The organism is Cyclobacterium sp., from assembly GCF_014762705.1.
Taxonomy (GTDB): domain Bacteria; phylum Bacteroidota; class Bacteroidia; order Cytophagales; family Cyclobacteriaceae; genus Cyclobacterium.
Genome location: NZ_JABURL010000091.1, coordinates 63,435 through 77,444, shown reverse-complemented (window position 1 = coordinate 77,444; position 14,010 = coordinate 63,435). Strand labels below are relative to the sequence as shown.

General features: G+C 44.2%; 11 protein-coding genes. All 11 read right to left on the bottom strand.

What is annotated here, in order from left to right:
* Positions 1-30: 30 nt before the first annotated feature.
* Positions 31-825 (bottom strand): cation transporter, encoded by a 795-nt coding sequence (locus HUJ21_RS17435; protein WP_184493624.1) that lies wholly within the window; start codon positions 823-825, stop codon positions 31-33.
* 50 nt (positions 826-875) lie between these two features.
* Positions 876-3,230, bottom strand: coding sequence for a multicopper oxidase domain-containing protein (locus HUJ21_RS17430; protein WP_291371878.1), 2,355 nt, complete (start codon positions 3,228-3,230; stop codon positions 876-878).
* A gap of 10 nt (positions 3,231-3,240) precedes the next feature.
* Entirely contained in the window at positions 3,241-3,939 is a 699-nt protein-coding gene (locus HUJ21_RS17425; RefSeq protein ID WP_291371877.1) for a hypothetical protein, read from the bottom strand.
* Positions 3,940-3,967: 28 nt separating this feature from the next.
* Complete coding sequence (locus HUJ21_RS17420) at positions 3,968-4,405, bottom strand: hypothetical protein (protein WP_201430299.1); 438 nt, start codon at positions 4,403-4,405, stop codon at positions 3,968-3,970.
* A gap of 92 nt (positions 4,406-4,497) precedes the next feature.
* Positions 4,498-4,884: a 5-fold beta-flower protein gene (locus tag HUJ21_RS17415; RefSeq protein ID WP_291371876.1), complete on the bottom strand. Its 387-nt coding sequence runs from the start codon at positions 4,882-4,884 to the stop codon at positions 4,498-4,500.
* 142 nt (positions 4,885-5,026) lie between these two features.
* Complete coding sequence (locus HUJ21_RS17410; RefSeq protein WP_084121523.1) at positions 5,027-5,539, bottom strand: DUF3347 domain-containing protein; 513 nt, start codon at positions 5,537-5,539, stop codon at positions 5,027-5,029.
* Between the two features lie 140 nt (positions 5,540-5,679).
* A complete protein-coding gene (locus HUJ21_RS17405) occupies positions 5,680-6,231 on the bottom strand; it encodes an ion channel (RefSeq protein ID WP_286748036.1) in 552 nt (183 codons plus the stop codon).
* 35 nt (positions 6,232-6,266) lie between these two features.
* Positions 6,267-8,048, bottom strand: a complete 1,782-nt coding sequence (locus HUJ21_RS17400; protein ID WP_291371875.1) for an efflux RND transporter periplasmic adaptor subunit — start codon at positions 8,046-8,048, stop codon at positions 6,267-6,269.
* 19 nt (positions 8,049-8,067) lie between these two features.
* On the bottom strand, positions 8,068-9,483 hold the full coding sequence (locus tag HUJ21_RS17395) for a TolC family protein (protein ID WP_084121526.1): 1,416 nt from the start codon (positions 9,481-9,483) through the stop codon (positions 8,068-8,070).
* A gap of 10 nt (positions 9,484-9,493) precedes the next feature.
* A complete protein-coding gene (locus HUJ21_RS17390; RefSeq protein WP_291371874.1) occupies positions 9,494-13,318 on the bottom strand; it encodes an efflux RND transporter permease subunit in 3,825 nt (1,274 codons plus the stop codon).
* 106 nt (positions 13,319-13,424) lie between these two features.
* Positions 13,425-13,859, bottom strand: a complete 435-nt coding sequence (locus HUJ21_RS17385; RefSeq protein WP_291371873.1) for a hypothetical protein — start codon at positions 13,857-13,859, stop codon at positions 13,425-13,427.
* Positions 13,860-14,010 lie beyond the last annotated feature (151 nt).

The following is a 14,010-nucleotide window of genomic DNA, read 5'->3' as shown; positions in this document are numbered from 1 at the left end:
TAGTGGTTTCTTCCGTTGTCTTGTTAGTCGTCATTTTGATAGCTGTAAAATTCTGTAAGCTCCTCTCGCTACAATGACAAATACAATTGCTCCAATAATTAAGTCGGGATAACCTGAATTGAGCCAATTAACCAAAAGTCCTGCTGTAATTACTCCCGAATTTATGATTATGTCATTTGAAGTAAAAATCATACTTGCTTGCATATGAGCTTCTTTGCTTTTTCTCTTTTGCAATAAATACAGACAAATAACATTAGCTATTAACGCTACAATCGAAACGAAAATCATTGTTTGAAAGTCAGGCATTTTCTCGACTCCAATAAATCGTCTGACTACTTCTATAAAACCAATTACAGCAAGAAGGATTTGAAAGTATCCTGCAAATTTTGCGATATTCTTTTTTCTGACTACTGTTCCGCCAACAACAATTAATGCAAGTCCATAAACAATACTGTCAGCCAGCATATCTAAACTGTCGGCAACCAAGCCCATTGAGTTTGATATAAGTCCTGTTACAATTTCAATAACGAAAAACAAAAAATTTATTATTAAAACAGTCCATAAGGTTTTTCTTTCGTCATTTTGATTGTCAGTTGCTGTAAAATTGTCAACCGAAACAGTCGAGAGAATTGAAGTGTCAAATTTTAATGTGTCAAGTCGCTGAAAAATTTGTTCATTATTGTCTATATGAAAAACGTGTAAAAGTCGGTTGGGTATGTCAAATTCTAACGATTGAATATTTGTCAAATCGTCAAGTTTCATCCGAATCATTTGTTCTTCGGATGGACAGTCCATTTTTGTTATCTTAAATGTCGTTTTTTGCATATCACTTCATTGTCTGTTGGGTCGTCCTACCATTACTGCTAACTTCCTAATTAAAACATGACAGATAATCCGCCCCCTGCTCCGAAGCGGTTGTCATAGCTTGTCATCAGTGAAAAATTCTTAGAAAGCATGTATTGTGCACCGGCACTCCATACAATTTCTTCTTTGTAATTTTGGCCGGCCTCCAGACCGTTTACCAATCCTGCATCAATTTGATATTCGTAATAGCCAAAAATTGATAACTTCGGAAATATCATCAGCGATCGACCGATTCCAATTCTAGGCCGAAGCTCATTATCTATCCTTAGGTCAACATTGAACATATAAGGTGTAAACCACCGGATACCAGCCACGGCAATTGTCTTCATATCATCCAAACTATTCCTGGTGGTATTCTCAACATTGACACCTCCGAAAACCCTCAAATAATCGTACAGATAATACTCATAAGAAAATTCAGCTTCCAGATTTTGATTCCATCCGTATTCCATTGATAAATTGAATTGATTGCGAATGTTTGAAGTGGTCAGATTGACTGTTGTATTATGTGAGGCAACATCTGCCATTCCCCAACTGTAAAAGCGGTTGGTTTCGTGAATCAGTTTGGAAATGGGAAATGGTTTCATTCTTGGGTCTTCCGGGGTATCATAGCTGACTACACGTGCCATTCCTCCCATCATGTGATAAAGAATATGACAATGAAAGAACCAATCTCCATATTCGTTCCCGTAAAACTCAATGGTTACTTTTTGCATGGGGGGCACATTCACCGTGTGCTTCAGGGGTGAGTAATCACCGCTTTCGTTGATGACACGGAAAAAATGACCATGCAGGTGCATGGGATGGTGCATCATCGTCAGGTTGTTAAGGGTGATTCGGGTAATTTGCCCCTCTTTGATTTTTATTTTATCGGTTTCAGATAGGGGAATACCATTCATGCTCCAGATGTAGCGGTTCATATTCCCAGTAAGATTGAGGAGGATTTCATTGACTGGAACATCCTTACCATAAACCGTTTTTTCAGGGGATTTCAGATAATTGTAATTGAATTCTGAAAACATGTCCATGTTTTCCATCCCGGGCATTTCAGCCATGGGAGCACTTGGCGGATCCATTTTGGAGTTTTTATCATCAGACATATCCATTGAGGAATGATCCATTTGGGAGACCTCTTCCTTATTTCCGGCCATATTCATACCCGGCATATCATTATCCGGGTTTTTGTCGCCTTTCATTTGCATTCCCCAGTTCTCCATCATTTTTTGGGGATCGTCCTTTTTAGGATTAAATTTTAGGGCAGGAGCCCCCATGCGCATGTCCATTTTTGCCATTTGCATCATCATCCCTATTTTATCAGGGCGGGGAACATCTTCGGCTGCTAAAACTTCACCTTGGCCCAAAAAAGCAGAGGCTGTTCCCGAACCATCCTGAGCGGTGGCCCGAAATTCCATCTTTCCACTTTCCGGAATACTTACAATAAAATCGTAGGTCTCCGCAATGGCAATAAATGTTTTATTGCGCTTGACCGGCTCAACATTTAGTCCATCGGCCGCAACTAAGGTCGGCATTTCACCACCAAACGTCATCCAAAACGAGGTAGAAGCTGCCCCGTTAATAATTCTAAGCCTAACCTTTTCTCCGGGTTTGAAATTGGAATATTCCTGAACTTGTTCACCATTAACTAAAAAGGCCGGGTAATATATATCGGCAATGTCTGCACTTTCCATTCTCTGCCTCCAGAAATTTAACTGGGCTCCCATTGCACCTCTGGCAATAACGCGGTTGAGGGGTGTGGCCGTACCTTTTCGCCAGTTGTACCATTCGGTTCCTCGTTTAAGAAAACGGAGTACGTTCATAGGCTTTTCATTCGTCCAGTCCGAAAGTATTATAACGAGCTCTTTGTCATAGGCCAGGTTTTCTTTTCTAGGATGGATGACGATAGAGCCAAAAACACCACTCTGCTCTTGCAGCATGGTATGTGAATGATACCAATAGGTACCGGCTTGTTTCAGGGGAAATTCGTACTTCTGTGTTTCCCCAGGCGCGATGGGCGGAGTGGTGAGGTAAGGAACCCCGTCATAAAAATTTGGCAACAACAAACCGTGCCAGTGAATGGAAGTTTCTTCATCCATCTCGTTTTTTACATATATTACGGCATATTCACCTTCAGTAAAAGTAAGTGTGGGTCCCGGGACACTGCCATTAATGGCCATTCCCATGACTTCTTTGCCTGCCCTGTTCACTGCCAGCTCATTTATGGAAATGGCGTACTCTCTTACAGGAAGATTATCAGTGTTGCCTTCGACTGATTTTTGAGTGAGGTTTTGCGCATTAGTTAGCCCTGATAATAAAAAAGACAAGGCAAATGCGAAAATTGCTAAAATTATATTAGGGAATTTTTTCATTATCTGATGTTTAATGTTCATGCTCCAGTTCTAAAAATTTACCTTCCGGACCTACACCTTCTATGTGTACCAATTGTGCTCCGTAATGCCCTGCATGTGCCACAGCATACGCTGCGCTCAATAGCACAACTGCCACAATAGCCATAGCCCATCTTCTGGATTTGAAAATGAACAGGTTGACCCCTTGCAACAACACTCCAATAAATCCAAGATTGATTGTCCAGTCAGCCCAGAAGTCGTGTTGTTCCAGCACGAGCTTGGCATGTTCGGTTAGTCCGTGCGTATGCGGATGGAAGTTTCTGCCGGCCAAGTACGCAGCAATAAAACCTACCAGCACCAGGGCAAAGGCTGTCCACGCCAATTCCTTTTTGATGAAATAGATGTTGACAACCGCCAGAATGGCCCCCACAATCAGTAATACGATAGCGAAATGGACAATCAGTGGATGGATTGTAGGGAAATCGGCCAGGTCTGCGGTGACCTTTTTTTCGTGGTGTGCATCTTGTGCATGTGCATCGTGGCTGTCTGCCTCGCTGATACGGGTGTGGTCTGTATGCTCTTCCCCGGTGGACTGTTCATTCACCACGGTATCCGCCTGTAAGGCGGTACTGTCTTGTTTGCTTTTGTGGCCGTCATGAGCCGATACGGTTGCTGTAGCAAATAGTACCAGTACAACTGCTTTTAGAATATTTTTCATTGTCAATTTCATGGATTTTTTGGGGTTAAATGATTGCCAATTATTCTTTCTTAAATGCGCTGTAATTAGCCTCTGATTCAAAGTATGCAACTGCGCCTTGCGTGTTAGTCACTACAATAAATGCTTCCGATTTATCTACCTGATTGCCACTAAAAGGGTCGATGGCGATCCTTGCACTTTCTATATTGTTGAGCTTATCCACGCACATTTCGCAGCAACCATAATAGGTTTTGCCATTGACCGGTACCGGGATTTGCGGCTTGCCCATGTAGGCGTCATTCACCATGCATACCAGGCTTGGTTCCACCGGTCGCTCAATTTCATCTGGGCTATAGCCTATAGAAGGCTGTAGCTGCTGATGGTTAATCCAATACACCAATGCTGTGGCTGTCACTAATAATGCCGCAATGGTCAGGTAGGCATACACCAGATTCCGGGTAGATGTCTTAGGGTTGTCTTTGTTGCTTTTCTTCTTCATGACTTTTCCGTTTGGTGCCTGATGGAAGAGTGGCGGCAGGATTGTATGCATGACAACCTACACAAGGGCCACTCTCCAACAGGGCTTTAATTTTACTTATCTTCCTCTTTTTTCATTTCCTGTTCCAAGAAGAAACAGTGAGCAGCACACGCATGTAGTTTATAGTTTTTGTGTACCGTGCCTTTTTTGTGACCTTCTGGATCCAGAATTTCACATTTATCACCAATCGTTTTGGTGCTCAGAATGAAGACTCCATCGTTGTTGTAATAGCGACCATCTTTTTTGGCTTTGCCAAGGGGATTACCTTCGGCATCATACACTTTGCCGTTTTTGATAAAGCCCAGTTTTTGATTCTGATTGTTGAAAACAATGTCTTCTTTACTGATGTATCCGAGTTTGGTGCCCTGGTCATCCGATATCTCACCTTTTCCATTGATATGTACAAGGCGTTGCTCTGTCTTGCTACTTGGCTGAGCCAAAAGCCCCTATGCTGCCAGCAATATTCCTCCCAGGAATACTATGCTGAAAATAATGTGCTTTTTCATTTCTCATTGATTTGTGCCTGGTGTAAGGATCGGGCTCAGCTTATCGTGAACCCAATCCCTTATGCCAGGACTTGTGTCAGTTAATTGTCTCTTTTACGCTTCCGCACTTCAGCATCTTGTCACCGAAGTAGGGGTTGCGGATATCCTTTTCATTGGAAAGCCAATAGCCTCCTGTGTTGCCGTTGGCCATGGGGCAGTATTCCAGATAGAGTTCTCCCATGCTGATATCAGCACCCTTCACCAAAGTGGCCATCTCATTGCTTAAGGCGGTGAAAGCCTTTCGCTGGTTTTCCAGTGAACCTGCCTGCGCAACTTTGGCCGCCTCTATATGGACTTTATCACTTCCTTTTACATTGTGAAGAGCTTTCACCAAAGATTCAGAAGCAGATTTTGCTTGCTGAAAATCAGAGGCCACCAAAGCATTCTTCAAATGAATGTAGTGCGTGTAGGAAGAACCCAATGCCTTGTCTTTAAACATTGGTTCCATCGTTTGACTGCTTGTTTGTGCACCATGCGCTGCATGGTCGTGTTGTGCGTTTGCTCCCCAGCTTACTAAAGCCAGGCATAGCATGATCATTGTTTTTTTCATTTTTCTATTTGTTTAAAGGTTAAATACTTGAATCAGGGCTAAACCAGTGACCAGAAGAATGACTATTCCTCAGGCAATCCGGCTGCCCCATTTTTTTATTTTAGATGGAGATCTTTCATCTCCTGTTTTACAGCAAGTTTTCATTGAATTGTATTTGATATTTTATGTTGAATCAACTTGATATTTGAAAGGCCAAAAATCCCGAGCAGGAAACTTAGACCTACTTCCATCATGACTAGCAACTTGGCAGGAATAGAAAGAGGCACAATGTCCCCATATCCTAGGGAAGTGAAAGTGACAACACTCAGATAGAAGTAATCAAAGAGCCTTTTCCAAGAAGACATGTTGGTATTATCACTTATCCCTTTAAATGATTGCCTGTCAAACTCTGCCAAACAGGAGAAATCTGTTGCAAATGAGAAGCTCATTAAGACTACCAGTAATGCAAAAATCAAAAGCACCTCACTGATTCCAGCAAGGCGGTTCATCAAAGCCTGCATCTTTCGGAAGGTGAAGAAGGTGAAGAAAATGACCTTGCAAAGAGCCAGTACCGGAATAAGTATAATAATCGATCGGGTGCTGTGGTCGATGTACTTCATTAATAACACATAAACCAGGAAGACTATACTAATAAACAGAATGGTTATGCTTGATTTATTTACCAATTGCCCGATGAACTTCAATAATTTCATTGCTTCAAATTTTAACTTGGATTTATCCGTAATTTTTAGTGATTATGCCCACCGGCTGCTTGCTTGGCAGGGCCTCCTTCTTCAAATACTTTTTGTCCCTTCAGATAAGTTTCTTTCACCTCTCCACAAGACAGCATGGCCTCACCGAAATAGGGGTTGAGAATCTCTTCCGTTTCACTGAGCCAAAATGCGCCTTGGTTGTCAAAAGCCATCGGGCAGAAATCTTTGAACACTTTGTCTTTTTCCAGTCCGAAGGATTCGGTGACTTCCAGCATGTTTTCAGAGAGCATTGAGAAATGCTGCCTTAGGCCGACAAGGGTTTCTTCACCCTGCATCATTTTGGCTGCCTCAGCCAGCTGCTGCTTCAGCGCCATCCAATGATCATGGGTCTTGCCCTTCAGCCCGTCCATACTTACCTTGCCCAAGGCTAAGTCCAATTGGCTCAGGGCGGATTTTGTAGCCTTTGTATCATCCGCCACCAAGCCATCTTTGATTTTGAAGTATGCATCAGCCAAGGCTGTGATTTGTTGACGGAAAGACTGGGGAACTTCCATAGTTTTGGTTTTTGGTCGCATGAGCATGCTGTAGTTCCCTGAAAGCTGTGCGGCAGCATCAATGGAAAATACTCCATTGGTTACTATTTCTTCTCCAGCTTCAAGGCCAGCTTCCACTAAGTACATTTCGCCCATACGGGAACCTATGGTGATTTCCCGCATTTCAAATGCTGGAAACTCTGAGTCCTGCACTTTTACATACACAATGGATCGTTTTCCTGACCAAAGCAAAGCTGTACGTGGTATGGCCAAAGATGATTGTCCTTTCCGAAGCGTAGTTTTTACCCGTGCATTGATGAACATCTCAGGCCGCAGTTCTCCACTTCTGTTATTAGCTTCTGCCCGAACGGAGGCTGCCCGGGTGCCGGGATTGATGACCGGGTCTATGTAAGTGACCTTTGCTGTGAATGTTTGTCCGGGGATCCCGGCAGCCGTAAAGCTTACTTCATCACCAATTTTTACAAATGGCAGATCGGATTCGTACGCATCGATCATGATCCACACCCTGCTCAAATCCACAACATCAAACAGTATGGATCCGGTGTTTACATAATCGCCTACTGCAATGTTTCGCTGGGTTACGATCCCGCTTTTATCTGAAAGCACATCAAACTGATCCCTAACTTTTCCTGTTTTTTCTATCTCATCGATTTGGTTTTCATTGAGTTTCCACAACCTTAACTTTTCACGTGCAGCAGTGTAGAGCTGGGGGTAGGTCTCTTTAGTGGAGGCAGCTTCCAATAATTCCTTTTGGGCTGTAACCAACTCAGGCGAATAAATGGTGGCCAATCGTTCCCCGGTTCTTACGACCTGCCCTGTGAAGTTTACAAAGAGCTGCTCTATTCGCCCGGGAAATTTTGCCGTAACGGAAGCCAACTGGCGTTCATCGGCCTTCACTTTGCCTGTGAGGAAAAGTTCCCCCTCTGGGGAAACTCCCGTCACCCTTGAGGTATGGATATTGGCCATAGCCACTGCTTGGGGGGTCATTTCATGTATCATCGGATTGGCATCTGCTGCCGATCTTTTGGATGATGCCGGTATCAGGTCCATTCCGCAAATCGGACAGCTCCCCGGTTCCGAGAGCCTGATTTGTGGGTGCATGGAACATGTCCATATCGGGCCGTCTTCCGACAGCTCGTGCTGATGAAATTCTTCATCTTGGTGGTCTGAAGATGGTTTTATCCACCATCCCATCAGTCCTCCCAGCACTACTGCCATTAGTATGATAAGGAGGACTTTTTTGTTTTTAAATATTTCTTTCATTGTCTTAAATGTTAAAATGTCAGTTGAGATTGGAGGCAGCCAGGTTTTCAAGCACTGCCAGCGTAGTATATTGATCTACAATTGCAGTGATCCATCGGAGTTGATAGTCGAGCAACTGTTGTTGTACCCTAAGGACTTCTTCAAATTCCCTTCCCTCTGTCGAATATGAAATCATCAGGAGATTTAAGGTTTGTCTGGCCAAGTCGGTCTGTTCCCTGTATAAGCGTACCCTTCTTTGGGCGTCATCCAAGGTGCGCATGGCACTAGCCCATTCTGTAGAAAGCTGGTTGACCGTATTTTCCCTTCTTTGCTGCACAGCGGTTTGCCTCAACTCTGCTTCTTTTTGCAGGGCATTGTATTTTTTTCTATAAATTGGGATGGATAAGCGTACCATTGGCATCACCATATCATCACCGCCCATGGGCGTTCCGTTTTCGGTTCGTGGGCTAAAAGGCATGTAGGTAACTCCAGCCCCCAGCATGGGCCTTCCTTCAAGTTTGGCCATTCTTTTTTGTGCTTCATAAGCCTCCTCTTCCGCATCCAGCATCTTCAGCATGGGATTGTTTTGGGTAATGCTGTCCAATAGTGCCAACCGCGCTATGTTTAAGGGAAAGTCATCCAATGTGTCAGATATGGTCACTTTATCATTGATGTCCCGATTGAGCAGCTGGTTGAATTCAGCCTGCAAGGGAAATCTGGAATCCAATAGCAATGCCAGCGTGTTTTCCAATTCTTTGATTTCCATCCTTACTCTAAGCACATCGCTCATTCCTGATCCGCCACCCCCCATTGAGGGAGAAGTGGAAGATGTACTCCTGCCTGCTGTAGATGCGCCTTTTGCACCAGGATTCGTACCACTGCCCATATTGCCCATTCCACCGGAAGATGATGATCCGGATTCTTCCTTCATTGATGCATTCCTTTGCATACCTCCTGAACCGGAACTTGTACCGGCACTTTGAAAACGTATCAATGCCAACCTTTCATATTGGTTCAGGATATCCAGGTTCTCCTGAACAATCCTGATTTCTTCTTCAAGCTCGTAAAGCCGGTACCAGGTGTTTTTTACTTGAAAAACCAGTCGATTTTGGACATCCTGGAATAATTCAAACCGGGCGAGGGCCATTTTACTGGCCTCATCTTTTCTGGCACCCAGGGTGCCAAACCAGGGGAACATTTGCATCAATTGGAGCTGTGCCCTTTGGTTTCCCATGGGGAACTCCATTGGCCTCAGGAAAAAGCCCATATCCAGTTCAGGATCGGGTAAAGAGCCTACCTGTGGCACACGCTCCAGGGCTGCGCTATAATCATTGAAGTAGGCTTTCAGCTCAGGATTATTCTCTGCGGCAATCCGAAGGTATTCTTCCAGACTTTGTGAAAGTCCGGGAACCTGTACCCCCAGACAGAAAAGCGCTATTATTACTAATTTTCTCATGTCTTCTTTTTTATGATTCCGAAAATACTTCAGGATTGTTTTCCACTCTTCTTTCCCCCCACCAACTATACAAAACAGGTACAATCAAAAGGGTGATTAAGGCAACCACCATTCCCCCGAACGATGGTATCGCCATGGGAATCATGATATCTGAACCCCTGCCTGAAGAAGTGAGTACAGGTAGCAGCGCCAGCAGGGTTGTGGCAGTGGTCATCAGACATGGCCTTACCCTTTTCATACCCGCCTCCAAAACTGCTTTTCGTACCTCTTTGATATTTTTCGGGCTGTGCTTTTCAAAGCTTTGTGTGAGGTAGGTGGCCACCACCACACCATCATCAGTGGCAATCCCGAACAAGGCAATAAAGCCAACCCAGACCGCCACACTCAGGTTGTAGGTTTTCATTTGGAACAATTCCCGCATATTGGTACCAAAGACTGAAAAGTCGAAAAACCAGCCCTGCCCGTAGAGCCAGAGCATCATGAAACCTCCTGCAAAGGCCATTGCGATGGCAGTGAAAACCATCATACTGGTAGCCACAGATTTAAATTGGAAGTACAGGATGAGGAAAATGGCTATCAAACACAGGGGGACTACAATGGCCAGACGTTTTTCTGCGCGGATTTGGTTTTCATAACTGCCCGAAAAAACGTATCGTACCCCGGCCGGAACTGTCAATTCTCCCGAATCTATTTTTTCCTTAAGATACCGCTGGGCATCCTCCACTACCGTCACCTCTGCAAATCCCTCTTTTTTGTCCAACAGCACGTACCCAACCAGAAAACTGTTTTCCCCACGGATCATTTCAGGGCCTGGACGGTAAGTAATATTGGCCAATTGCCCCAGTGGAATGTATGATCCTGTGGGGGTTGGTACCTGCATGGTTTCTATGGTAGAAGGATCATCTCTCCATTCTCTTGCGTAGCGTACCCTGATGGGGAAACGCTCCCTTCCTTCAACAGTCCTGCTGATTTGCATGCCGCCAATGGCTGTTTCCACATAGTCCTGAACATCTCTGATACTTAGACCATATCTGGCAATCTGTATGCGGTCGATATCAATTTCCAAATAGGGTTTCCCTACAATTCGATCCGCAAACACTGCTTCGGCCTTAACAGAAGGGACTTCTTTCAGGTATTTTTCCAGTTGAAGTCCAAATCCTTCAATAGTTGCGAGATCCGGCCCATAGACCTTTATACCCATAGGTGCCCGCATTCCGGTTTGTAACATCACCAGGCGGGTTTCAATGGGCTGCAATCTGGGAGAGGAGGTTACTCCCGGAATATTGACCACCCCTAAAATTTCATTCCATATATCATCCGGGGATTTAATATGGTCACGCCATTGACGGAAATACTCACCATCTGAATCAGGAATGAGCAGCCCGACATCTATTTGCTCCGGAGACATGGTTTCATGGTTGTATAGCTCTCCGTTCTTCAGTTCAAAATGCCCATCTCTATTAACTTTAAAGCGAAGTTTAGTCCCATTGATATCAGAAACATATTCACTTTTATAGCTGATGGTATTTTCAAACATGGAAATGGGAGCAGGGTCAATTGGCGTATCTGCCCGACCGGCCTTACCTACTACCATCTCTACTTCGGGAATAGCGGTTACCAGCATATCCAGTTTTTGCAAAACTTCCCTGTTTTCTTCCACACCTGCATGAGGCATAGATGTTGGCATTAGCAGGAAGGTTCCCTCATCTAGTGAAGGCATAAATTCCTTGCCCATGCCGGGGAAAGTTGCTGTCATCGCTGACCAACCGGAACTTTCTCTTATATCCCAACCTAATTTCTCCGTTGCTTTTGGAATGATACCAAATACTTTATCGAAACCCATCCATATATTGGCTCCAATTAAAAGAATGATGGCGGGAAGTGTTAAAAACAGTGCTTTATGATCAAGGCACCACATCAGTATTCGGGGATATAGGCGGATGAACAAGGCAAAGCCCCCCAGCACCACTGCAATAATGGTTGCAATAAATAGGAAATTGACTAGCAAACTATTGGAAACACCTAATGGAACCCATTCGACAGTCAGTAGCCAGGCAACCATGGCTACCGTAAAACCGACAAGCATCAGGTTCCGGTGTTTTCCGAATTTTTCCGGAAAATGGTGTAATAATACATTGATTACCCCAAAACCAAAGAGTACCCATCCTGCCCAGTTCCAAACCGTAAATGCTACAATAGGGCCTGTTATTATCAAAAGGTAATTGAAATATTGCCCAAATCGTCCTTTACCTTTTTTCATAGAGAAAATCCAATGGGCAAAAGCGGGCATAATGATGAGCGTAAAAATCAGAGCCGATACCAATGCAAAAGTCTTTGTGTAGGCCAATGGTCCGAAAAGTTTTCCCTCTGCTGCCTGAAGTGTAAAGACAGGTAAAAAACTGACAATGGTTGTGCTTACTGCTGTCAGGATGGCGGAAGCCACCTCTGTTGTAGCGTCATAGACAGTTTTCAGTTTGGATTGGCCATCAGGAGCCTCATCCATGTGACGGAGTATATTTTCATTGAGGATAATGCCCAGGTCAACCATAGTACCTATGGCAATGGCGATACCCGACAAGGCCACAATGTTGGCATCTACCCCAACGTATTTCATGAAAATGAAGCACATCAACACCGCCAGAGGCAACAAAGCGGAAATGAGAATAGAGGCCCTCAGGTTATACAACATCACAATAATGACGATGATCGTAATGAGTATCTGTAAGCTTATTGCCTCGTAAAGTGTACCCAGGGTTTCGTAAATCAAGCCGGTACGGTCATAAAAGGGAACAATAGTAACCTTTGATACCGTACCGTCTTCCAGGGTTTTAGTGGGCAAACCCACGGCTATCTTTTCAATTTCTTCCTTTAAACTATTAATGATTTTAAGCGGATTGTCACCATATCGGGCGATTACCACTCCACCAACAGCTTCGGCACCTGATTTGTCTAGTAAGCCGCTCATATTCCGTGGTTGAGGGCCGATATTGACCTTTGCAATGTCTTTTATGCGAAGCGGTACATTATCCGTGACTTTTACCACTGCCTCGTCCAAATCACTTAGTTTTTTAACATACCCGAGTCCTCTTACAAAATAATCAACCCTGTTGACCTCAATGGTATTGGCACCTACATCGATGTTGCTGTTCCTTACCGCCTGCATCACATCCATGAGGGAAACCCCATGAGCCTTGAGGGCAGCAGGATCGACATCTACCTGATATTCCTTGACATACCCACCTACAGAAGCTACTTCGGCCACTCCTTCCACACTGGTAAGGGCATAGCGGATGTAATAGTCCTGAATAGTGCGCAGTTCGTGTAAGTCCCATCCTCCGGTAGGGTTTCCGTCCTTGTCCCTGCCTTCCAGCGTATACCAATACACCTGGCCTAAGGCGGTGGCATCAGGGCCTAATTTGGGCTGGACACCAACGGGTAAAAGTCCACTTGGTAAAGAGTTAAGTTTTTCCAGTACACGTGACCGGCTCCAGTAAAATTCAATGTCTTCGTTGAAGATGATGTAGATGCTGGAAAAGCCAAAGGCAGAACTACTCCGCACACTTTTTACACCTGGAAGACCCAGCAATGCTGTGGTGAGCGGATAGGTGATTTGATCCTCCACATCTTGCGGGGAACGACCCATCCACTCGGTGAAAACGATTTGCTGGTTTTCTCCAATGTCCGGGATGGCATCAACCGGAACCGGGTCACGTGGGAGGAAACTTGCCTCCCAGTTAAAAGGAGCAGTGACTATGCCCCAGGCTACAATGAGTAGCAATACGAGAACGGTAACGAGCTTATTCTCGAGAAAGAATTTGATTATGGAATTGAGCATTTTTCATTCAATTTTCTTTAAAACTGGATTGACTTGAGCGCATACAAATGCATGCACTTGTGGCGCAGCATAATGCTATGCCTAGTGAAAGAATTGAATGAAAAGCTTAAATAAGGAAGGATTGAACGAGCACAGGTATGTCACGCACAATCAGAGGGGGGGAATAATCGTTATACGAATAATAATCAACTACAGGAGCGCTGAAAAGAAAGGATACCACAGCGTAGAAAACTGCGATCATTTGAAAATCAGGAACCGCAACTTTGGTCACTTGCGTAAGGTCTTCATGACCCTCAATTACAACAGTCTGGTCTTCACAGCACACTTTCTTAGTTACTTGCTGGTGTTCGCAATCTGGATCGTGCTTATCATTGGCACAAGGAGATTTTTGAGTGGCCATTTCGCAGGGCTCAGCCCCGGAAAAAAGTGCAATGCTCTGCAACTGCCCCATGCAGAAATGCATACCAAAGGTGTAGCTCGTGGAACTGAGCAGCACCAGAATGGAAAGCAGGATGGCCGATATTTTTCTAAAACGTTGCACTTTGGAGAAGATCTAATGCGAAGATACGGAATTTAATTCAGAATGTTCGATTTTAATATCAAAAATGATGGTTTGTATTTCAAATACTTCAATATGTGAATTTTCATGCTGTATTTCTCTTGAAAAATCTTAGTCTCCTGACACTTATTTT

What these genes read in the sequence shown, in the direction of transcription:
- HUJ21_RS17400 (WP_291371875.1), bottom strand. Translation starts at nt 8,048, where the DNA reads ATGAAAGAAATATTTAAAAACAAAAAAGTCCTCCTTATCATACTAATG.
- HUJ21_RS17430 (WP_291371878.1), bottom strand. Translation starts at nt 3,230, where the DNA reads ATGAAAAAATTCCCTAATATAATTTTAGCAATTTTCGCATTTGCCTTG.
- HUJ21_RS17435 (WP_184493624.1), bottom strand. Translation starts at nt 825, where the DNA reads ATGCAAAAAACGACATTTAAGATAACAAAAATGGACTGTCCATCCGAA.
- HUJ21_RS17390 (WP_291371874.1), bottom strand. Translation starts at nt 13,318, where the DNA reads ATGCTCAATTCCATAATCAAATTCTTTCTCGAGAATAAGCTCGTTACC.
- HUJ21_RS17420 (WP_201430299.1), bottom strand. Translation starts at nt 4,405, where the DNA reads ATGAAGAAGAAAAGCAACAAAGACAACCCTAAGACATCTACCCGGAAT.
- HUJ21_RS17395 (WP_084121526.1), bottom strand. Translation starts at nt 9,483, where the DNA reads ATGAGAAAATTAGTAATAATAGCGCTTTTCTGTCTGGGGGTACAGGTT.
- HUJ21_RS17405 (WP_286748036.1), bottom strand. Translation starts at nt 6,231, where the DNA reads ATGAAATTATTGAAGTTCATCGGGCAATTGGTAAATAAATCAAGCATA.
- HUJ21_RS17425 (WP_291371877.1), bottom strand. Translation starts at nt 3,939, where the DNA reads ATGAAATTGACAATGAAAAATATTCTAAAAGCAGTTGTACTGGTACTA.
- HUJ21_RS17410 (WP_084121523.1), bottom strand. Translation starts at nt 5,539, where the DNA reads ATGAAAAAAACAATGATCATGCTATGCCTGGCTTTAGTAAGCTGGGGA.